At 65.0% G+C, this 21,055-nt stretch carries 16 protein-coding genes; 8 read left to right on the top strand and 8 right to left on the bottom strand.

Annotated features, from left to right (window positions below):
* The first annotated feature begins 70 nt into the window (after positions 1–70).
* The 5 genes from pheS to AC1L6K_RS15680 all read left to right on the top strand — a co-directional run bounded on the left by pheS (position 71) and on the right by AC1L6K_RS15680 (position 6,245).
* Positions 71–1,165 (top strand): phenylalanine--tRNA ligase subunit alpha, encoded by a 1,095-nt coding sequence (gene pheS, locus AC1L6K_RS15700; RefSeq protein ID WP_480949778.1) that lies wholly within the window; start codon positions 71–73, stop codon positions 1,163–1,165.
* A 3-nt stretch (positions 1,166–1,168) separates the two neighbouring features.
* On the top strand, positions 1,169–3,712 hold the full coding sequence (gene pheT, locus AC1L6K_RS15695; protein ID WP_480949777.1) for a phenylalanine--tRNA ligase subunit beta: 2,544 nt from the start codon (positions 1,169–1,171) through the stop codon (positions 3,710–3,712).
* Between the two features lie 157 nt (positions 3,713–3,869).
* A complete protein-coding gene (locus AC1L6K_RS15690; protein ID WP_480949776.1) occupies positions 3,870–4,835 on the top strand; it encodes an alpha/beta fold hydrolase in 966 nt (321 codons plus the stop codon).
* Between the two features lie 37 nt (positions 4,836–4,872).
* On the top strand, positions 4,873–5,244 hold the full coding sequence (locus tag AC1L6K_RS15685) for a GntR family transcriptional regulator (RefSeq protein ID WP_480949775.1): 372 nt from the start codon (positions 4,873–4,875) through the stop codon (positions 5,242–5,244).
* A complete protein-coding gene (locus AC1L6K_RS15680; protein ID WP_480949774.1) occupies positions 5,241–6,245 on the top strand; it encodes a hypothetical protein in 1,005 nt (334 codons plus the stop codon). Before AC1L6K_RS15685 ends, AC1L6K_RS15680 begins: the two co-directional genes overlap by 4 nt.
* 193 nt (positions 6,246–6,438) lie before the next feature.
* On the opposite strand, the gene ppk2 is transcribed toward AC1L6K_RS15680, so the two are convergent.
* On the bottom strand, positions 6,439–7,323 hold the full coding sequence (gene ppk2, locus AC1L6K_RS15675; protein WP_480949773.1) for a polyphosphate kinase 2: 885 nt from the start codon (positions 7,321–7,323) through the stop codon (positions 6,439–6,441).
* 55 nt (positions 7,324–7,378) lie between these two features.
* Between ppk2 and AC1L6K_RS15670 the strand changes: the two genes are divergently transcribed.
* Positions 7,379–8,092 carry a 4'-phosphopantetheinyl transferase family protein gene (locus AC1L6K_RS15670; protein WP_480949772.1) on the top strand — a complete coding sequence of 238 codons (714 nt, stop codon included), beginning with the start codon at positions 7,379–7,381 and terminating at the stop codon, positions 8,090–8,092.
* A 78-nt stretch (positions 8,093–8,170) separates the two neighbouring features.
* Here the strand turns inward: AC1L6K_RS15670 and AC1L6K_RS15665 are convergent, their stop codons facing one another.
* The 7 genes from AC1L6K_RS15665 to AC1L6K_RS15635 form a co-directional block, all read right to left on the bottom strand.
* Complete coding sequence (locus tag AC1L6K_RS15665) at positions 8,171–9,157, bottom strand: hypothetical protein (protein WP_480949771.1); 987 nt, start codon at positions 9,155–9,157, stop codon at positions 8,171–8,173.
* Positions 9,154–10,557, bottom strand: coding sequence for a M1 family metallopeptidase (locus AC1L6K_RS15660; protein WP_480949770.1), 1,404 nt, complete (start codon positions 10,555–10,557; stop codon positions 9,154–9,156). Before AC1L6K_RS15660 ends, AC1L6K_RS15665 begins: the two co-directional genes overlap by 4 nt.
* Positions 10,558–10,637: 80 nt before the next feature.
* The gene (locus AC1L6K_RS15655) at positions 10,638–14,519 is read right to left on the bottom strand and encodes a Pls/PosA family non-ribosomal peptide synthetase (RefSeq protein ID WP_480952790.1); all 3,882 of its coding nucleotides are present in this window, start codon (positions 14,517–14,519) and stop codon (positions 10,638–10,640) included.
* 279 nt (positions 14,520–14,798) lie between these two features.
* Entirely contained in the window at positions 14,799–15,470 is a 672-nt protein-coding gene (locus AC1L6K_RS15650; protein WP_480949769.1) for a VOC family protein, read from the bottom strand.
* A 685-nt stretch (positions 15,471–16,155) separates the two neighbouring features.
* On the bottom strand, positions 16,156–16,593 hold the full coding sequence (locus AC1L6K_RS15645) for a hypothetical protein (RefSeq protein WP_480949768.1): 438 nt from the start codon (positions 16,591–16,593) through the stop codon (positions 16,156–16,158).
* Between the two features lie 353 nt (positions 16,594–16,946).
* On the bottom strand, positions 16,947–17,411 hold the full coding sequence (locus AC1L6K_RS15640; protein WP_480949767.1) for a hypothetical protein: 465 nt from the start codon (positions 17,409–17,411) through the stop codon (positions 16,947–16,949).
* A gap of 168 nt (positions 17,412–17,579) precedes the next feature.
* A complete protein-coding gene (locus AC1L6K_RS15635; RefSeq protein WP_480949766.1) occupies positions 17,580–18,554 on the bottom strand; it encodes a quinone oxidoreductase family protein in 975 nt (324 codons plus the stop codon).
* A gap of 138 nt (positions 18,555–18,692) precedes the next feature.
* Here AC1L6K_RS15635 and argC point away from each other — a divergent pair, with 138 nt between their 5' ends.
* Positions 18,693–19,739 carry an N-acetyl-gamma-glutamyl-phosphate reductase gene (argC, locus tag AC1L6K_RS15630; protein ID WP_480949765.1) on the top strand — a complete coding sequence of 349 codons (1,047 nt, stop codon included), beginning with the start codon at positions 18,693–18,695 and terminating at the stop codon, positions 19,737–19,739.
* On the top strand, positions 19,736–20,905 hold the full coding sequence (gene argJ / locus AC1L6K_RS15625) for a bifunctional glutamate N-acetyltransferase/amino-acid acetyltransferase ArgJ (RefSeq protein ID WP_480949764.1): 1,170 nt from the start codon (positions 19,736–19,738) through the stop codon (positions 20,903–20,905). Before argC ends, argJ begins: the two co-directional genes overlap by 4 nt.
* Positions 20,906–21,055 lie beyond the last annotated feature (150 nt).

Genomic DNA, 21,055 nt, shown 5'->3' with positions numbered 1-21,055 from the left:
ACTAGACTGGAACAGGCGGGAGGAGCTACCCCGCCGCTTACTCGCACACGAGCTTAGGTAAAAACTGTAGATGTCTGAAATGCCCCAAAAGACGGCAGAGATGCCCGAACCAACCATCGAACCCGCAACGGTCCCGGATCCGCTGGACGAAGCAGCCATTGGCACAGCCGTTGACAACGCGCTCGCAGCCATTGCCGACGCCGCCACACTGGATGAGCTGAAGACCGCCCGGCTGGCGCACACCGGCGAAAAGTCGCCGCTGAGCCTTGCCAACCGTGAGATCGGCGGGCTCGCCAAGGAATTCAAGGCTGCCGCCGGCAAGCTCATGGGCGGCTCGCGCGGCCGTGTCGCCAAGGCGCTCGCAGCCCGCACCGGTGTGCTCGAGGCCGAGGACGCCGCGCGCATCCTGGTCGAGGAGACAGTTGATGTCACGGCCGCCCCGCGCCGCCGCCGTGCCGGTGCCCGCCACCCGCTGTCCACGCTGCAGGACCGCGTCAGCGACATCTTCGTGGGCATGGGCTGGGAAATCGCCGAAGGCCCCGAACTTGAATCGGAATGGTTCAACTTCGATGCCCTGAACTTCAAGCCGGACCACCCGGCCCGCGAAATGCAGGACACGTTCTTCGTGGAGCCCCCCGAGGCCCACCTGCTGCTGCGCACCCACACCTCACCGGTGCAGGTCCGCGCCCTGCTGGAACGCGAGCTGCCCGTGTACGTGCTGTGCCCGGGCAAGGTGTTCCGCACCGACGAGCTCGACGCCACGCACACCCCCGTGTTCCACCAGTTCGAGGGCCTGGCCATCGACAAGAACCTGTCCATGGCGGACTTGCGCGGGACGCTGGAGCACTTTGTCCAGCAGATGTTTGGTGCAGAAGCCATCGTGCGCATGCGCCCGAACTACTTCCCGTTCACCGAGCCCTCCGCCGAGATTGACATTTGGCACCCCGGCGCCAAGGGCGGCCCGCGCTGGATCGAGTGGGGCGGCTGCGGCATGGTCAACCCGAACGTGCTCCGCGCGGCCGGCATCGACCCGGACGAATACTCAGGATTTGCCTTCGGCATGGGCATCGAGCGGGCGCTCATGTTCCGCAACGAAGTGGGCGACATGCACGACATGATCGAGGGCGACGTACGATTCAGCGAACACTTTGGGATGGAGATCTAAGCGGTGCGTATTCCACTGACTTGGCTGCGCGAGTATGCGCAGGTACCGGCGGGCGCAACCGCCGAAGACGTAATGACCGACCTGGTAAAGGTCGGATTTGAAGAAGAAGACGTGCACCGTCCCCTGGATGAGATCAGCGGCCCCATCGTGGTGGGCCAGGTCCTGACCCTTGAGAAGGAAGCACAGACGAACGGCAAGACCATCAACTGGTGCACCGTCCGTGTGGTGCCCGAGGGTGCCGCCCAGACCCTGGACATTGACGGCATCGATCCCTCCGGCGTGCAGGGCATTGTTTGCGGTGCACACAACTTCGAGGTGGGGGACAAGGTTGTTGTGACCCTGCCCGGTGCCGTGCTGCCCGGCGACTTCCGCATCACCCCGCGCAAGACCTACGGCCACGTCTCGGCAGGCATGATCGCCTCAGTGCGTGAGCTGGGCATGGGCGAGGACCACGACGGCATCCTGGTGCTCTCCACCCTGGGCCTTGACCCGGAGCTGGGCACCGACGCGCTGGAGCTCCTGGGCTTGACGGACGAAGCAGCCGAAATCAACGTCACCCCGGACCGCGGCTACGCGTTCAGCATCCGCGGCGTTGCCCGTGAATACGCGCACGCCACGGACAGCGTGTTCACGGATCCGGCATCCCTGGTGACGGTGAGCGAACCCTCGGGTGAGGGTCACGCCGTCGTGCTTGCCGACGAGGCGCCAATCTACGGCCTGCCGGGCTGCGACAGGTTTGTGGCACGCACAGTCACCGGAATTAACCCCGGTGCGCCAACTCCGACGTGGATGTCCTCGCGACTGCGCCTGGCCGGGATCCGTTCCATCTCCCTGCCGGTGGACATCTCCAACTACGTCATGCTGGAACTCGGCCAGCCGCTGCACTTCTACGACGCCGACAAACTCTCCGGCCCGATCACGGTCCGCCGCGCCGCCGCCGGCGAAACGCTGAAGACCCTTGACGGCAAGGTCCGCAAGCTCGACGCCGAGGACCTGCTCATCACCGACGGTTCCGGCGCCATCGGGGTTGCCGGCGTCATGGGCGGGGCCGCCACCGAGGTCACCTCCGCCACCACCCGGGTGCTCATCGAGGCCGCGCACTTCGAGGAAGTGTCCATCTCCCGCTCGCGCCGGCGCCACAAGCTCCCGTCCGAGGCGTCCAAGCGCTTCGAGCGCGGCGTTGACCCCGAGGTTGCCGACGTTGCAGCCCAGCGCGCCGTGAACCTCCTGGTTGAGTTGGCCGGCGGCACAGAGGAAACCACCATCACCGACGTTGGCACCCCCGCCGTGGTGGCTCCCGTGTTCCTGCCGTCCGGGTTCACCTCGGCCCGCATCGGCATCGAGTTCACGCAGTCGCAGATCATCGGTTCGCTGACCGACCTGGGCGCCGTGGTGGACAAGGTCGACGGCGGATATTCCGTCGCGGCCCCCAGCTGGCGCCACGACCTGCTCACCAAGGAAGACCTGACGGAGGAGGTGGCCCGCCTGGTGGGCTACAACCTCATCCCGGCGACCCTTCCCACGGCACCTCCCGGCCGCGGCTACTCGCGCGTCCAGCAGCAGCGCCGCCGCGTGGTCCAGGCCCTGGCCGACTCCGGGCTGACCGAAATTCTGGCTTACCCGTTCGTGTCGAAGGCGTCCAACGACACCTTCGGCGTGGCCGACGCCGGTGCCGCCCGCACGGCCGTGAAGCTTGCCAACCCGCTCAGCGAGGAATTCGGCTTCCTGCGGACCTCCGTGCTGCCGGGCCTGATTGAGATTGCCAAGCGCAACCACTCGCGCGGCTTCCACGACCTGGCCCTCTTTGAGTCCGGCCTGGTGTTCCTGCCGGACGAGACGTTTGGCACCGCGGCCATCCCGCCGCTGGGCATCAAGCCGTCCGAGGACGTCCTTGACGCCCTGTACGACGGCATCCCGTACCAGCCGCTCACCATGGCTGCAGTGTTCACCGGCAAGGATTCCCCGGCCGCCCCCTCGCATGCACCGCGTGCCTGGGACTGGGCAGATGCCATTGACGCCGCCCGCCTGGTGGCCGACGTCGTTGGTGTGGAACTTGTCGTGACACAGGGCTCGCACCAGGCGTTCCACCCGGGACGTGCCGCCGAGCTGACACTTCGCAATGGGGACGTTGTCGGCTATGCCGGCGAGCTGCACCCGAAGCTGCTGGCCGAGCTGCACATGCCCGCCCGGACGGTGGCCATGGAGATCAACGCCGACAAGGTGTTTGCCGCTGCTGCCGACGTCATTGTTGCCAAGCCGATCTCCACCTTCCCGGTGGCAACCCAGGACGTGGCACTGGTGGTTCCCGCAGAGATCCCGGCACAGTCCGTGCTGGAAACCCTGCGCGAAGGCGCGGGCGAGCTCCTTGAGGATGTGGCCTTGTTTGACGAATACCAGGGCGCCGGCATTCCGGAGGGACGCAAGTCGCTGGCCTTTGGCCTGCGCTTCCGCGCCGCCGACAGGACCCTGACGGCCGATGAGGCATCGGCGGCGCGGGCATCCGCCGTCGAGCTTGCTGCAGAGCGGTTCGGCGCCACCCAGCGCTGATCCCTACGCAGGCCCCGTTCCCATACAAGTGACCCGCAGTTGTGGTCGCAAAATGACGTGAAAACGTCACTTTTGCGACCACAACTGCGGGTCACTTCTTTAACGTCCGGTGCCTGGATGGCGGAGTTCCCTGGGGCCCGTAATGCACAATTGATTCATGGCGACTGAACGAAAAGACTTGGGAAACGGCTGGGTGGATGTCCCCGAGGCAAGGATCTATTGGGAAACATCGGGCAATCCGGACGGTGTGCCGGTCTTGTATCTGCACGGCGGCCCGGGCAGCTCATTGGGCGCGGGAGGCTATCGAAATCGCCATGAGCCCGAACGTTTTTGGACCATAGGGCTCGATCAGCGCGGGTGCGGCCGCAGCACGCCCACTGTCCAGGACGACCTGGAGCAGCTGTCACGCAACACCACCCAGACGTTGATCGCCGACATCGAAGCGGTCCGGGAACACCTGGGCATTGAAAAGTGGATCGTCACAGGTGTTTCGTGGGGCAGCACCCTGGGCCTGGCCTACTCGCTGGCTCATCCGGAGCGGGTCACCGGGATAGCCTTGATGGCTGTCACGACAACCAGCCGAGGCGAAGTTGACTGGATCACCGAGGGAGTGGGGATGATCTTCCCGGAGGCCTGGCAGGAATTTTCCCAGGCATCGGGCGCCCGGCCCGGCGAGCGGGTGGTGGAAGCCTATGCCCGGCGGCTGGCCGGGGCGGACAGGGAAGATGCAAGGGTTGCTGCCGCTGGCTGGGACAGCTGGGAGTCCTGGCACGTGTCGCTGAACTCCACGCTGATCCCGGGGCCCTGGATCCAGGACGAGCGTACTCGCATGACGTTCGCCTTGCTGGTGACGCACTACTGGTCGAATGATGGATTTTCGGCCGAAGGTTTGGAGATCACGGACAGGATCCACGAGCTCAACGGGATTCCCGGCCACCTCATACATGGCCGGCGCGATGTCAGCGGCCCGGTGGTGACACCCTGGCGCCTGCACCAGCGGTGGCCGGGCAGTGTGCTGACGATTGTCGAGGACGAAGGCCACGGTGGGCCACGGTCCGTCCAGGCCTTGGTCAGCGCCGTCGAGGATATCGCCGCCGGCCAACAAGAAGAGGCGCGCACCTGACGCGGGTTGTTCGCATTGCGGTGATCGCATTGTTCGCATGTGTATTGCAAACATGTTATTTCGTGTTGATTCTGCATCGGCGCTGTCACTGGCCGACCAGATTGCGGTCCAGGTTCGTGCGGGAGTTGTCGACGGCGCCTTGGTGCCGGGGGAGCGACTGCCGCCGGCGCGTGATCTCGCCACGGCGTTGCAGATAAACATGCACACAGTGCTTCGTGCCTACAAACAGCTGCGCGACGAGGGCGTTATCGAGATGCGCCAGGGTCGCGGAGCATTTGTGCGCCAAGATGCGGGGCCTGGGCTGATACGCATCACCGAATTGGCAGAACAACTATTGGAAGAAGCGCGCAAGCTGGGAATGTCCCAGCAGGATGTCGCGCGTTTGATTGGGGGAGTTGCACAAGCATGACTGAGGTACAACAAAGGACCAGCGCCACCCGGCGCATCGCCTCCGGCATCGTCGGACTCTTGCCCTTGGCTGCAGTCGTGCTGACGTGGCTGCTGTGGCAGGACAAACTGCCCGCTGAGCTGGCCTCGCACTGGTCCGGCACCGGGGTGCCGGACGACTTCACAGGAACGGGAACCGCGCTTGGCCTCGGTCTGGCCCTGACGGTCATTCCGGCAACCATCGCCCTGGTCTCAGCCTGCTTGGGCACCCTGCGCCCCGCCCTGTTGCGCGGCATTGTGGGATTCGCAGGCATGATATCCGGCATGGGAGCAGGCACCTGGCTGATCTCCGCAGGTCTCACGTTACAGGCCGGAAACGCCGAAAACGCCGTGTTGGGCTGGTGGCTGGCCGCACTCATTGCCTCGTTCCTGTTCGGCGCGGTGCCGTACTTTATCGCACCCAAGCCAAAGTTCACCACCACGCGGCACGAAACCCGGATCCCGTTGGGGGCGCAGGAATCCGGCGCATGGTCCCGGTCCGTCACCTCAAAAATACTGCTCTGGATGCCGTTTGCTCTCCTGGCATTGACCGCCGCACTGTACCTCCCGGCGGTCCTGGACGGCAGCGGTGTGTCGTGGATTGGCCTCGGCACCATGCTCGCCAGCACAGTCGTCGTCGCACTCATCGCCCACATGCACCTGACCGTCGACTGGCGCGGCCTGCGCATCGTCTCCACCCTGGGCCGCATCCCGCTCAAGCGCATCCGCCTCGAGGACATTGCCGCCGTCGAGGTCACCGAGATCCGTCCTTCCGAGTGGGGCGGCTGGGGCTACCGGTTCATGCCCGGACGTTCCGCCGTCGTCATGGGCGCGGGCCCCGGCCTCATCGTCACCACTACTGCCGACAAGCAATTCGCCGTCACTGTTGGCGATCCGGCCACCGCTGCAAGCCTTTTGCTTGCCCTGCGGGATAGGAAGCACGACGGCGGATCCCGCCCGGGCGCCACCGCACAGACAGTGTGACCAGACCCCCCCCCGCAACGAACATCTGACCCGCAGTCGTGGCTGGAAAAATCGCGAATTTAGCGTGTTTTTCAGCCACAACTGCGGGTTACTTGTTAAAGTGGCGGTTCACCGGGCCGCAGCAAGCGCGGCAGGCGTCGGTACTGCGTTCAGTGTCTGCGCTGTGGCTTCCACGGTGTGAGCATAGCTGGCCCTAGAATTCCTCGCCCTCGCCCACCACGGCCGACGCCGGGCCCACAATGAGCGGATCCGGCACTCCCACCACTTCGTGGTCCTTGCCTGGGTAGTCAAACAAATTCAGCACATGGCGCATGGCCGCCAACCTGGCCCGCTTCTTGTCATTGGACTTGACCACCGTCCACGGTGCGTGCTTGGTGTCGGTCCTTTTGAACATGCGTTCCTTGGCCTGGGTGTACGCATCCCATTTGTCCAATGAGGCCACGTCCATGGGTGAAAGCTTCCACTGGCGCACAGGGTCCACCTGGCGAATGATGAACCGGGTCCGCTGTTCTGCCTGCGTGACGGAAAACCAGAACTTGATGACAGTCATGCCGTCATTGGCCAGCATCCGTTCAAACACCGGGGCCTGGCGGATGAACTCGTCATATTCTTCCTTCGTGCAAAACCCCATGACCCTTTCAACGCCGGTCCTGTTGTACCAGGACCGGTCAAACAAGACCATTTCCCCGGCGCTGGGCAGGTGGGCGACATAGCGCTGGAAATACCACTGGCTGGACTCGCGTTTACTGGGTTTTTCCAGCGCCACCACCCGGGCGCCCCTCGGGTTCAGGTGTTCGGTGAAACGCTTGATGGTGCCGCCCTTCCCTGCGGCGTCGCGGCCCTCGAACAAGACAACCACCCGCTGCCCGGTAGCCTTGATGTATTGCTGCAGCTTCAGCAACTCAATTTGCAGCAACCGCTTTTCAACGTCGTAGACGTCCCGCCGCAGCCGCGCATCGTAAGGGTAGCCGTCGCGCCACGTGTCCACCCGGGATCCGTCCGGAGCCAGCAGGATGGGGTCGTCGTCGTCATTGTCCATAACGGTGAAGCCGGTGAAATCAGGGATGGGTCGAGTCATGGCCCGATCATAGCCCTACAGAAGAAATGCAAGGTGAACGGAGGGTGGAGGACAGGTGAACGAGGCGGTAACCGGTGCGGATCTTCGCGGCCGGCTGACAGTGCGGGCCTTTGAACTGGCGGCCGTTGACCTGCAACAGGCCGGGTTGCTGGATCCGGCCGAACTGGCCCGGGCCGCAGCCATCCTCGACGCCGCCACACGTCGCGACTTCATGGCCGGGCGTGTGGCGCAGCGCCTCATGGCCGCGGAACTGCTCGGAGCCGCCCCGCACAGCCTGGAGGCGGCCTACGCTTGTCCCGACTGCGGCCCAAACCCCGTCCCCTCGCACGGCCGTCCGGGCTACCTGCACGACGGCGTCCGCGCTGAGCTGTCAATCAGTTTTTCGCGCAGCCGCGGCTGGGCCCTGGTTGTCATGGTGCCGGCAGCCGGCCTGTCCCTTGGCGTTGATGTGCAGCACCTTGCCTCGGTGGCCTTTGCCGGGTTCGACGACGTCGCGCTCAGTCCCGCCGAAAAGGTGCGCCTCGCCGCGGTTGCCCCGGAGTTGCGGGATGCGTGGCGGGCCGCCGCCTGGGCGCGCAAGGAAGCACTGGCCAAGCACTCAGGATTGGGACTGCGCACGGACCCGGCCCTCATCCCGGCCTTCCCGGAAGCTATTTTCCCTGGGGTCACTGGGGGCGTCCGGGGTCAGGGCGCTGCCCCGGACGTGTGGGATGTGGTGCCGGCCGAGGTGGGCCTGCCGGCGGGGTTTGCCGCCGCCGTGGCTTTTTAGCCCAGCGGCTTTCAGCCCTGCCGCTTTTTTAGCCCAGCGGCATCCAGACCAGCAGTTTCCAGTGGTCGTTTCGTCCAGTCAGCAGAAACCGGCAGCGCCGGTGCGCAGCAGGTTGAGCACGTCCTTGACCATGGCCAGGCCTGCTCCGGCGGGGCTTGACCGGCCGCCCTGCACGGTGATGTCGCCCGCCTCGGGGCAGTGGAAGGTGACGGCTTTTTCCGGGCCGGAAATTTGATGCAGCGGATCGCCGGCTGAGACCAGTTCCAATCCCACCGAGACCCTCAGGGGACTGTCAACCGATGCCGTGGCAACAGCACGGAGCTTTTGGCCGGCAGCAGCCGTGGCTGTGGCGCGGCGTACAGAGCCCGCATCGATTCCTTCCCTTTCGACACGGATCCTGGCAACGTCCCAGCCCCACAACAAGCCGGCGATCAGGCTCGCTTTGTTGGCTGCGTCGGAGCCGGACAGATCAGCGGCCACATCCGCTTCCGCAATGCCGAGTTGTTGTGCCGTCTTGATGGCGTCCTCGAGGCTTCCGCCTTCTGCCATCCGGTCAAGCACAAATGTTGAGGTTCCGTTTGGACAGGCGCGGACCGCCCGGCAGCCCAAGCCCTGCAGGCCGGTGCGGGCCAGGTCCGCCACCGGCAGCGCGGCGCCGGTGGCGCCGGAAATTCTGATCCGGCTCCCGCCCAGCTGCGCTGCTTCTTCCAGCTCCCGCCAGTGGGTGAGGAGGTGGCTTTTTGTTGCGCTGACCACGTGCACACCCTGGCGAAGTGCGGCAATCGACTCTTCAACGGCGCGCGGACGGGCTTCGCTGGTGGATGGGAGGGCCTGCACCAGCACCCTGGCGCCAGTTCCCTGCAGGAAGTCGGTGATGGGCGTGAGAGGGTTCCAGTCTGTGCGTGCCGGAACAATGGTGTCCGGGCCCAGCTTGACCTCCCCGGTGTGCCCCCGGATCCCCGCAACATGGATTTCACCACTGTGGTTCCGCCGGATCCTGGTGAGGAATTCCTGCCCTACCGGACCAAACCCGGAAAGCACGACGGGCCCCGCCCCGGCGTTCACGGCCTGGCGTCCCCGGTGTGGCCGCCGGGCAGTGGCGGCAACGGTTGCTGGTACAGCCAGGGGGTGAGGATGTCGGCGGCAGAGAACCCCGGCACATCGGCGCACAGCCGATCGGCCAGGGCAATGAAGCACTCCGTGGACACGGAGCCGTGGCGGTTCTCCGCCACCCACTGGTGCAGCAGGGCAAAGAAGTTGCTGTCGCCGGCGCCCTCCCTTACAGCCTCCAACGCAAGGGCCCCGCGCTTGTAGACGGCGTCGTCAAACATCAGCTCCGGCCCGGGGTCCCCGACCGCCAGGGAGTCGGCCCCGGACTGCAGTCTTTCGTGTGCCGCAGCAGCCCGTTCGGCAACCGTCATGGAGCCGCTGTCTTCGGACCAGAGCCACTCGGCGTAGCAGGCAAAGCCCTCGTGCAGCCAGATGTCACGCCAGGACGCCAGCGTCAGGGAGTTGCCAAACCACTGGTGTGAGAGTTCGTGGGCGATCAGCCGCTGCGCTTCCCACCCGGTGTCCATGTGGTTGCTGCCCAGGATGGACAGGGACTGCGCCTCGAGCGGGATCTCGAGTTCGTCCTCGGTCACCACCACCGTGTAGGCAGGAAAAGGGTAGGGCCCGAAATGCTTGCTGAAGACGTCAACCATCTCCCGCTGCCGGGCCAGGGCAGTGGCGGCCCGGGGCTGGAGCTTCTTGGGCACGGCCACCGTGATGGGCAGCTGTGTTTGGCCTGCGGCGGCGGGCAGGTCCAGCAGTTTGTACCGGCCAATCTGCAGGGTGGCCAGGTAGGTGGCCATCGGTGCGGGCTGCTCGTACACCCAGGTTTCCCGGCTGGATTTTTTCGCATGGGAGACCAGCGTGCCGTTGCACACGACCGTGTAGTCGGCGTCGGTGGTGACGGTGAAGCGGTAGGACGCCTTGTCACCGGGCCTGTCGTTGCAGGGGAACCACGTCGGGGCCCCGGTGGGCTGGCCGGCGACCAGTACGCCGTCGTTCAGTTCTTCCCAGCCGACGTCGCCCCACTCGCCGTCGTCGGGGGAGGGGTTGCCGCTGTAGCGGATGTCCACGGTGAACTCCGTCCCGGCGTCCGCGGGGGCAGGCAGCTGGAGCCGCAATTTCCCCTGCCGGTGGGAATGCTTCACCACGCGGATTCCGTCGACGGAAGCCTTGTCCATGCCCAGTCCGGTGAGGTCAAGCTCCACCGAGGTCATCGGCACCAGGGCCCGGGCCGTGATGACGGCCCGGCCCTGGAGCTGGTTTCCGGCCAGCCTGGCCTCCAGTTCCAGCTCGTAGTGCGTCACCGCGTAGCTGGTGCTGCCGTGGAGGGGGATGTACGGGTCAGGCCGGGCGGGGACATCCGCGGCCGCGGAGCCTGGGGCGGAAGGCCGGGTGCGGTGGAGAAAACTCATGCTGGGCTGGGTATCCGAATCAGTTGGTTGTCGGGAGCAGTCCCGGGTCGAGGGAATTGCGGGTCAGGGGCAGGTGCCTGTCATGCGCGGTCCGAGAAATCCGGTCCCTTCCAGGGGCTGATGGGGTTGCCCATCCAGTAGCTGCTGGCAGGTACGGTTTCTCCGCGCATGACAAGGGAAGCCGGACCCACGGTGCCGCTGGTGGCGATGCGTGCCGCAGGCAGGATCACTCCATGCGGGCCCATGGTGGCCCCGTCCTCCAGCGTAACCGTATCGATGGCCATGACGCGGTCATGGAAGAGGTGCGTCTGAATCACGCAGCCGCGGTTGACGGTGGAGCTTTCGCCCAGGGTGACCAGGTCGGCCTCCGGCAGCCAATAGCTTTCACACCAGGCGCCGTGCCCGATCTTGGCACCGAGTGCACGCAGCCACCACACCATGGCGGGTGTGCCCACTGCTGCACGGGCAAACCACGGCGCGGTGACCATTTCAATGAAGGTGTCCACCACTTCGTTGCGCCAGATGAACGAGCTCCACAGGGGATGCTCGCCGGGCTTGATGCGGCCCACCAGCACCCATTTGGCGACCACCGAGCTGCCCGCGGCAAGGGCGCCCACCACCATGATGACCAGGCCGCTGAGCAGGGCGGCCAGCCAGTAGCCGGCGGCAAGTGCGACGGCGTCGAACACGGCCAGGACGGCGGCCGCCACAGCCACCGACAGCACGGTGGGGATCAGCCGGCAACTCTCCCAGAGGGCCCTTGCCACCTTGAGCCGCAGGGGCGGGTTGAAGGTCAGGGACTTGTCGGTGTCCAGGTTCGTGCGGCGCAGGCGGACGGGCGGGCTGCCCAGCCAGGAGGTGCCGGCCTTGGCCTTGGCCGGGGCTGCCGACAGCACGGCCACCAGCGAGTTGCGGGGCAGGGTGCGCCCCGCCGCGGCCATGCCCGAGTTCCCCAGGAAGGACCGCTTGCCCACCTTTGCGGGGGCAATGTGGATGTAGCCGCCGCCCAGTTCATAGGAGGCAATCATGGTGTCGTCGGCCAGGAATGCGCCGGCGCCAATGGTTGTCATTTTCGGCAGCAGCAGCACAGTGGAGGCCTCCACGTTCTTGCCGACCTTGGCGCCCAGCAGGCGCAGCCAGACGGGCGTGAACAGGCTCGAGTAAATGGGGAACAAGAGGTCACGGGCCATGTCCAGGACACGCTCGGTGGCCCAGACCTGCCAGCCGATCCGGCTGCGGACGGGGTAGTGCCCTTCGCGCAGGCCGATGCCCAGCAGGCGCACAGTGGCCAGGATCAACAGCAGCAGTGTCAGGAACCAGACAAGGGCCGCCACCGGCACCGACCAGAGCAGGGTGGGGACGGCCGCTGAAAGTGACTGCTGCCCGTTGACGGCCACCAGCACGATCCAGACGGCGGCGGCAGCTGCGGCAAACGGAATCAACGACAGGAATGCGGAGGCGCCGGCAAACGGCAGCTCGCGCCGCCAGGTGGCTGGTGTGTGCAGCTCGGGCCAGGAGTGCTTGGCCTTGCCTGTCCGCTCCGCCGGCGAGCCGGAGACGGTGACGCCCGGCTTGACCTTGCCGCGGACGGCGGATCCCGGCGCAACGTGGGCGCCTGCCCCGATGCGGGCACCCGGCATGAGTGTGCTGCGGGCGCCGACCACGGCGCCGGCTCCGATGGAGATCTCACCGATGTGGACCCAGTCGCCGTCGATCCACCAGCCGGACAGGTCCACCTCGGGTTCAACCGAGCAGCCCTCCGCCAGGCGCAGCAACCCGGTGACCGGCGGCACTGAATGCAGGTCCACGTTCCGGCCCATCTTCACGCCGAGGGCACGGGCGTAGTACGGCACCCAGGGGGCACTGGCCAGGGTGACGGCGCCGGCCAGGTCAGCAATTTGTTCAGCCAGCCACAGCCGCAGGTGCACCTTGCCGGAGCGGGGATAACTGCCCGGACCCACCCCGCGCAGCAACACCCGGGCCGCGATGACCGAGATCCCCATGCGGCCCCACGGGGACACAAACACCAGCCAGGAGGCCGCCACCCACCACCAGGAAACCGTGGGGGCTCCCGGCAGCCATCCCTGCCAGGCAGCGATGTTGTTCAAGGCCATCAGGTAGGTGAGCCAGCGCATGCCCACCAAAACGTGCAGGGGAACACCCATGAGGGTTTGGAACACCTGGGATTTTCGCTGCGTGCGGCCCACCGTGCGGTTCACGACTTCAACGGGGCCGCCGCTCGGCACGGAACCCAGTGCCAATTCCAGCAGGGCGCCGATCCGCGGGTGCGAATAAACGTCTGCAACAGTAATCCGCGGGTAGCGCTGCCGCAGCGCCGAGACCAGCTGGGCGGCGGCGAGACTGCCGCCGCCGCTGGCAAAGAAGTCGGTATCGAGGGAGGCCGGGGCGCCGCCCAGCACAGCCTGCCATTGATCCAGCACCCACTGCGCCTCCGGCCCCAGCGTTCCGGCGAGGGAATCGCCGTCGTCAGTTGCTTGTTCCAGCGGCCACGGCAGGGCCTTGCGGTCCACTTTTCCACTGATCTTTGTGGGCAGGGCATCAGTAAAGGTGAGCAGCGGAATCAGGGCCGCGGGGAGCGACTCGGCGAGGACCGCACGCAGCGCCGCCGGGTCCGGGGACGTGCCGGGGGCCGGAACCAGGTAGCCGACCAGCAGCTGGCTGCCTCCGGCCGTGTCCTGGACAGCGGCTGCGGCGCCGGAAATTTCCGGCAGGGATTGGAGGGCGGCATCAATTTCGCCCAGCTCAATCCGCCGTCCGCCCAGCTTGACCTGGTCGTCGGCGCGGCCCATGAAGACCAAGCCTGCGCTTTCCAGTCGCACCAGGTCACCGCTGCGGTATGCGCGTTCCCAGCCAAATGCGGGCATGGGAGCGTATTTCTCGGCATCCTTGGCGGGGTCGAGGTAACGTGCCAGGCCGACGCCGGCAATGATCAGCTCACCCACTTCGCCCTCGGCGACGGGCTCCCCGGCGGCATCCACCACTGCCAGGTCCCAGCCGTTGAGCGGCAAACCAATGCGGACCGGGCCCTCTCCGCCCAAGGGAGCGGCACAGGCAACAACGGTTGCCTCGGTGGGGCCATAGGTGTTCCAGACCTCGCGGCCCTTGACGGCCAGGCGGCTGGCAAGTTCGGGAGGGCAGGCTTCGCCGCCAAAAATGAGCAGCCGGACCGATTCCAGCGCCTCCGCCGGCCAGAGCGCGGCCAGTGTTGGAACGGTGGAAACCACCGTGATGCCATGGGAAATGAGCCAGGGTCCCAGATCCATGCCGGAACGGACCAGCGACCTCGGCGCGGGAACCAGTGCGGCGCCGTAGCGCCAGGCCAGCCACATCTCCTCACAGGAGGCATCGAAAGCCACGGAGAGTCCGGCAAGCACCCGGTCATCGGGTCCGATCGGCTCGGACTGCAAGAAGATGCTTGCCTCGGCATCGACGAAGGCTGCGGCGGAGCGGTTGCTGACGGCCACGCCCTTCGGGGTTCCGGTGGAACCGGACGTGAAGATGATCCAGGCGTCATCCGTGGGAAGCGGCAGCCGAGGAGCCGCGAACGGGGCGGGGCGTTCCCCTGCCATGGTCAGTGCCTTGCCGGTGAGCGGGTCGCCCAGGACAGCAGCGACCTGGGCTTCACCGAAGACCAGGGCAGCGCGTTCCTCGGGATCGTCGGCATCGACGGGGACGTAGGCGCCGCCAATCGAGATGATGGCCAAAATGGCTAGGTACAGCGTGGAAGTGCCGGAGGGGATGCGAACGCCGATCCTGTCTCCGGCGCCCAGCCCGGCCTGGGTCAAGTCTGCGGCCCGGCGTTGCACCGCCTTTACAAGCTCGTCGTAGCTGAGGGCTTTTACGCCGTCGTCCAAGGCTGTGGCGTCGGGGTGGAGCCGCGCCGACTCCTGCACTATGTTCCACAGCGTCCGGGGCTCCGGAGCGAGTTCGCTGCCGGGCATTTGTGCGGAAAATTCTGCTGCCGGCGATGCGGGCGGCTCGGGTGTTGCAGGGACTTGGACCGCGGAGTTGTTCAATGGGACAGGGTTCACCGGCCTACCATGCACCATCAACATGAACGGAAGTTGAATTGCTGGCAACAAGTTACGCCGTGCGCCGGCAGTGGCGCATGCCGCCGCGTGGCATCAACGGGTTGGCCGCACGGCGTGGGCGGCGATGCCGGGAACCTGCCATTCAGCTCCGCCTCGCCCCACCGGACACAATCCAGCGGGGCGGAATTGCTAGCCGCTGACGATCGAGATTCCCGAGCTGACATCCACCCGGGAATTTCCCGCCGGTGATTCGATCTGAACTGTGAGGGGCCCGCGGGCCGGTTGAGATGATTCGGTGGGGAACCAGACCCGATCCTGGTCGACAACTATCAGGAGTCCATCATTGCCGCCCATTGAGGTGAAGGTGCTGGAGTGGTCGTAAAAGTTGGGGATGGCCAACTCCGTGGACAGCGTGGCTGCGGTGTCCAGTACGTCTTCCACGCCAATGCCAACTTCACTTATGGACAGCATGTGAGGTCTTTCGCCCTTGCTGGCAATGGTGGACGCATCAGCGTCACGGGCGATGAACTCCAAGATGATGCCCTCGGGGCCCAAAAAATACAACGAACGAGACTTCCACTCATCCGAACCGAGGATGACCTCTGAGCCGTCCGCCTGGAGCAGAGAGACACGGCCGGCCAGCCATTCGTGTGCCAGGGCAAACTCTGACGGCAGGATTCCGAAGGCGAGATGATGGACGCCGGCAAAACCATCCCCGGTGGTCAGCGTCAGCAGGCTTGAACCAATGGCGACCTCCGTGCCAGCGGGAGTCGCTTCGACCGGCAGCAGCAGAATGTCGCGGTAGAACTGGGCTGCTTTTGCGAGGTCACTGACGGTGATGGATACGTTGAGGATCTTCATGCTTGAAATGCCTTCCCTTCGAAATGGGTTCTGCAGGTTGTCGTCAGGTTCAGGCGGTTCTCGAGCCAACAGGATCTGGGTGGATTCATTTGTCGGCCGGATGCGCACTGTTCGGAGACGTATGCACCATGAAACAAGATAAAGCTAACTTGAGGTCAAGCCTGCCCAACGGTGAAATTGCGGGCAGGCCAGTTTGTCGGTACCCGCTGAGGGGAATGGCGAATCTCGAAACTTCACGACATCTGCTCGAACCTCCGGCAACAGGCGGGTCTTTCGCCCTCAAGAAGCTTCACCCCTGCAATCCTCACGGTGTGGCGGCGTCAGAAGGTCCAAGTCCGCATTGTCGTCGAGACGCCTCGGAAGGCGGTGTCGTTTGCCAGCGGCCAGCGGCCAGCGGCCAGCGGCCAGCGGCCAGCGGCCAGCGGCCAGCGGCCGGTTCGGCTGTGGAATGACTAGGGAACCTCAATCTTGGGCTCGTCTAGTGAAACGGCGTGGGCATATAAGTCAGGGAGGTGACCAAGTCCAGGGTTGCGACGGTATGTCCGATGCACAGGGCAGCGATTGCCAGCCAACGACCCCGAAAAAGCTACGGCAGCTGCCGCGAGTTTGTTGATCCGGCCGGCCGTCCGCACATGGACGCGGGGGCCGATGTGCTGCTGTGTGTCATGAAGCCGTATGTGAGCCTTTAATAACGATCAATGACCAGAACGTTGTCCGCGATCTGGGTCCAGCCTGATTCGATCTTTCCAGTGTCGGAATGATCCCCCAGGAGAATCGTCGAAAACGGTCCTTTCGCCGACGACACCTTAACAATTTCACCGCTGCCCTTCGTGCCCCCGCAACCTGCATGCCAACCAAGATCCTCGTCAGACGGAACGATTGCCACGCAGGTCGTTCTGGCATCGTCGCTTTGAGCGGCGAAGTACTGCACGCTGTCCTTGGTGGCGAGCAGGCGCGAGCTGTCCCGGTTGACCTCGTCGGGAAGCGTGACAGCTGTTGGCAGCGAATCCTCGGGCGTGGCGGCGCGGTCAAACACCTCGAGTCCTGCCTGCCCGGAACAGCCAGTCAGTAGAAGAATCGCAATGCCAGCGGCGGCAACGAGCGAAAGTGATATACGTTTCATTTTCTCCCCCAGTAGCGATTTCACTCGAGGCTACAGCATCGGTCAGCCCAAATGGCACAAGCACGCAAAGAATACGAAGCACGACTTGGTGTCCCGAAGGAACTTCGATATATGTGAATCGATTGGAGTGGACCTGAATATCCACAACCGTGTCCGGGAGCAAATGAATGGATTTTCAAGTGGTGGTCCAACGGGCTCACGCCGATGCCATTGACTATCTGCTTAGGGTTTCACCGAAAACCAACACAAAAAGCGACACACCAAGAACCCCAGGGCTGCCATACGCCCCCGGAGTCACATGATTTTTCACAGTGGACATTCACAGTTGACAGGAGGGGCTTGAAATTCCGGTTTTAGCGGTGAAGTGCCCGACGTTCCAGCCGCTGGAGGCCACGCAATGTTGTTGGCGGGCCAGCATGATCCGTACGGCATGCCTTGATGGCGCAACTGGTTACGGCCACCAAGGCTGCCGTCGAAAGCAACCACAAGGGAAGTCCGCCAATGTCACCAGCTGCCCCTTCAGGGCTGCCCAACGACAGCAGCATTCCGCCTGTCACGACAGCACATACCGCCGAAAGCACAATTGCGATGAATAACCGGCGAAAGGTCCGGCTCCGCTTTATCAAGCCTTTTGGGGCCACCACTAATAAAGCCAATGGAGTCGCCAGGGCGAAAACTATTGCGGAGATATAGGCGGGGCCGTACATGGCAGCCGTGAGAGGTAAAAAGATGCCACAGAAACCAACCAGCACGGCGAGCACAACCGGAATGGCTTGGCGCCCGGATGGCTGTGATTTGTCGACCCAATCCATTTCCATGCAAACCCCCAAGTATCGGTGCAAACGTCGGCAGGCATCTTTCAAATGTCGGATGCATGAACAGCATGGCCCGCTGGGAATGCGGGCCACTAGATTCAAGGGCAGCAATAAAAGCCTTCGGGCTGGCACGGGATTCATTCCGCCCCGCAGCGTGGCCTTGCCATGCGGCTAGGGCTCCAGGATGACCTTGCCCGTGGTGACCCTGCCCTGCAGTGCCGTGTGGGCCGCGCCTGCGTCGGCCAGTGGGAATCTGGACCCGATCCGGGCAGTCAGCTTGCCGGCGGCGGCGGCGTTGAACACCTCGGTTGACCGCCAGAGGCGTTCCTTGGCATTGAGCAGATAGTGGCCCAGCGTGGGCCGGGTGACGAACAGGGAGCCGCCGCTGTTCAGCCGCTGCAGGTCAAGCGGCGGCACCTGGCCGGAGGCGCCGCCAAAGAGTACCAGCGTGCCTCTGGTGCGCAGCGACGCCAGTGAGCCGTCGAACGTGTCCTTGCCGACGCCGTCGTACGCCACATCCACGCCCTCGCCGTCGGTGAGCTCGCGGACCTGCTCGGCAAAGTTTCCGTAGCGCAGGACCTCGTCGGCGCCGGCAACGCGGGAGAGCTCCTCCTTTTCCTCGGTGGAGACGGTGGTGATGACGCGGGCCGCGCGTTCCTTCAGCATCTGCGTCAGCAGCAGGCCCACGCCGCCCGCCCCGGCGTGCACCAGGACCGTCTGTCCGGGCTCAACATGGTAGGCGGAGTTCATCAGATAGTGCGCCGTCATGCCCTGCAGGGGGAGCGCCGCGGCCACGTCGAGCGGAACGCTGGAGGGCACCGGCAGGGCCTTCTCGGCCGGAAAAATTGCATACTCGGCATAGCAGCGGGTTCCTTCGGCCGTGGCGACGCGGTCACCCACCGCAAAGGACGTCACGCCCGGGCCAACGGCCACAACTTTTCCTGCGGCCTCGGATCCGGGGGTGAAGGGGAATGGCACTGTGTAGGTGCCGTCGCGCTGGTAGCTTTCAATGAAGTTCACGCCCACGGCGGCAATTTTGACCAACAGTTCTCCGGGGCCGGGAACGGGCACGGGAACCTGCGCCAGTTTCAAAACGTCGGGTCCGCCCGGGGCAGTCGCGACGATGGCGTTGCAGAACTCGGTCATGATGAACTCCAAATCTGTGGCTGATGCGTTCGGCGGGGCAGGCCCCACATGATCATCATAGAACGTCCAATCCACATTAATGCCGACAATGTGGATAAATATCGGCGGCTATGAATAGTTCTGCTGTATAGTCAAATTATGACAATTTCAGTAGCCGTCTCCGGTGCCAGCGGATATGCCGGGGGAGAAGTGCTGCGCCTGCTGGCCAGCCACCCCGACGTGACCATTGGTGCCATCACAGCCCACAGCAACGCAGGTGCCCTGCTGGGTTCCTTGGCGCCCAATCTGCACGCCCTGGCCGACCGGGTCCTGGTTGAGACCACAGTGGAAAACCTGTCCGGGCACGACGTCGTCTTCCTGGCACTTCCGCACGGGGCCTCCGCCGCCATCGCCGCGCAGCTGCCGGCCGAAACGCTGGTGATCGACGCCGGTGCCGACCACCGCCTGGAAGATGCCGCCGCCTGGGAAAAGTTCTATGGCTCCGAGCACGCGGGCACGTGGCCATACGGCCTGCCCGAACTGCCGGGCCACCGCGAAAAGATCCACGGCTCCAAACGCATTGCCGTCCCCGGCTGCTACCCCACAAGCTCCCTGCTGGCCCTGATGCCGGGCTTCGCCGCCAACGCCCTGCTGCCCGACGACGTCGTCATCGTTGCCGCGTCTGGCACCTCCGGAGCAGGCAAGGCCGCGAAGGTGAACCTCATTGGCTCCGAAGTCATCGGGTCCATGAGCCCCTACGGCGTGGGTGGCGGACACCGGCACACACCCGAGATAGAGCAGGGGCTGTCCAATGCTTCAGGCCTGCATGTGAAGGTTTCCTTCACTCCCACGCTCGCTCCCATGAGCCGCGGCATCCTCACCACGGCCACGGCCAAGGTTTCGGCCGACTTTGCCGCGCTGGCAGACCCCGCGGCGGCGCTGCGGGAAATTTGGGAGGACGCCTACGCCGAGGAGCCTTTTGTGCGTGTGCTTCCCGAAGGCCAGTGGCCTGCCACCAAATCCGTGCAGGGCTCCAACTATGCCGCCCTGCAAATCGCCTATGACGCCCATGTGAACCGCGTCATTGTTTGTTGCGCCATCGACAATCTGACCAAGGGCACGGCGGGCGGGGCGGTACAGTCAATGAACATCGCACTTGGCCTGCCCGAAACCACAGGCCTGACCTTCCAAGGAGTAGCACCATGAGCGTGACCACACCACTGGGCTTCCGGGCCTCCGGCGTAACGGCCGGACTGAAAACCTCAGGCAACCCCGACCTGGCCCTCGTTGTCAACGATGGTCCGCAGCGAAATGCCGCCGCAGTCTTCACCTCCAACCGCGTGGCAGCGGCGCCCATCCACTGGTCGCGGCAGGTGCTCAGCGATGGCCGCGTCGACGCCGTCGTGCTTAATTCCGGCGGTGCCAATGCCTGCACCGGTCCGGAAGGCTTCCAAAACACACACGCCACTGCCGAGGAGGTCGCCGCCGTCCTGGGCATTTCCGCCACCGACGTTGCCGTGTGCTCCACGGGCCTGATCGGCGAGCAACTGCCCATGGACAAGATCCTGCCCGGCGTTGAAGCTGCTGCCAGTGCCCTGACAGACGACGGCGGAGCTGCCGCCGCCACCGCGATCATGACCACCGACAGTGTCTCCAAGGAGGCGCTCTGGACCTCGCCGGTAAACGCGGACGGCCTCAGCTACACGATTGGCGGCATGGCCAAGGGTGCGGGCATGCTGGCCCCCGGCCTGGCCACCATGCTGGTCGTCATCACCACCGACGCAGGAGTTGAGGTGGAGGGGCTCGATTCAGCACTGCAGGACGCCGTGCGCGTCACCTTCAACCGGGCGGACTCCGACGGCTGCATGTCGACCAACGACACGGTGCTGCTCATGTCCTCGGGAGCCTCAACGGCGTTCCCCGACATGGAGGAATTCACCGAGGGGCTCACCCAGGTCTGCGCGGCCCTGGCCAGGGCCCTGATTGCCGACGCCGAAGGAGCCAGCCACGACATCGCCATCACCACCAAGCATGCGGACAGCGAACGTGACGCCGAAATCGTCTCCCGCTCAGTGGCCCGGTCAAACCTGTTCAAGGCCGCCATCTTCGGCAACGACCCCAACTGGGGCCGCGTCCTTGCCGCCGTGGGCACCACCGACGCCGTCTTCGACCCCGACAAGATCAACGTCAGCATCAACGGCGTCCAGATCTGCCGCAATGGCTGCATCGGCGACTCCCGCGACCTGGTTGACCTGGCACCGCGTGAAGTCAGCGTCGAGATCGACCTCAACGCGGGCCTTGCCACAGCAACGATCTGGACGAACGACCTGACGCACGCCTACGTCGAAGAAAACAGCGCCTACTCCTCGTAACACCCCCCGGGCCGACGGGGTTGCGTGCGGCTGCGGACCGGGATTCCCTCGGCCGCTATCCGACGCGTCGGCCGCTAGCGGCCTTGGGCGTCTCCTTTACGCGGCCTACGGAAACCCCGGCTCCTCCGCCGGCTGCGATGGCCGGGCCCA

The sequence above is a fragment of the Specibacter sp. BI4 genome, assembly GCF_056680095.1.
The sequence above is the reverse complement of the archived record's forward strand: the minus strand, read 5'-3'. Positions and strand labels throughout refer to the sequence as shown.

What these genes read in the sequence shown, in the direction of transcription:
- AC1L6K_RS15635 (WP_480949766.1), bottom strand. Translation starts at nt 18,554, where the DNA reads ATGACCGAGTTCTGCAACGCCATCGTCGCGACTGCCCCGGGCGGACCC.
- AC1L6K_RS15685 (WP_480949775.1), top strand. Translation starts at nt 4,873, where the DNA reads ATGTGTATTGCAAACATGTTATTTCGTGTTGATTCTGCATCGGCGCTG.
- AC1L6K_RS15660 (WP_480949770.1), bottom strand. Translation starts at nt 10,557, where the DNA reads ATGAGTTTTCTCCACCGCACCCGGCCTTCCGCCCCAGGCTCCGCGGCC.
- AC1L6K_RS15650 (WP_480949769.1), bottom strand. Translation starts at nt 15,470, where the DNA reads ATGAAGATCCTCAACGTATCCATCACCGTCAGTGACCTCGCAAAAGCA.
- AC1L6K_RS15680 (WP_480949774.1), top strand. Translation starts at nt 5,241, where the DNA reads ATGACTGAGGTACAACAAAGGACCAGCGCCACCCGGCGCATCGCCTCC.
- pheS (WP_480949778.1), top strand. Translation starts at nt 71, where the DNA reads ATGTCTGAAATGCCCCAAAAGACGGCAGAGATGCCCGAACCAACCATC.
- argC (WP_480949765.1), top strand. Translation starts at nt 18,693, where the DNA reads ATGACAATTTCAGTAGCCGTCTCCGGTGCCAGCGGATATGCCGGGGGA.
- AC1L6K_RS15645 (WP_480949768.1), bottom strand. Translation starts at nt 16,593, where the DNA reads ATGAAACGTATATCACTTTCGCTCGTTGCCGCCGCTGGCATTGCGATT.
- AC1L6K_RS15640 (WP_480949767.1), bottom strand. Translation starts at nt 17,411, where the DNA reads ATGGAAATGGATTGGGTCGACAAATCACAGCCATCCGGGCGCCAAGCC.
- ppk2 (WP_480949773.1), bottom strand. Translation starts at nt 7,323, where the DNA reads ATGACTCGACCCATCCCTGATTTCACCGGCTTCACCGTTATGGACAAT.
- argJ (WP_480949764.1), top strand. Translation starts at nt 19,736, where the DNA reads ATGAGCGTGACCACACCACTGGGCTTCCGGGCCTCCGGCGTAACGGCC.
- AC1L6K_RS15690 (WP_480949776.1), top strand. Translation starts at nt 3,870, where the DNA reads ATGGCGACTGAACGAAAAGACTTGGGAAACGGCTGGGTGGATGTCCCC.
- AC1L6K_RS15655 (WP_480952790.1), bottom strand. Translation starts at nt 14,519, where the DNA reads ATGCCCGGCAGCGAACTCGCTCCGGAGCCCCGGACGCTGTGGAACATA.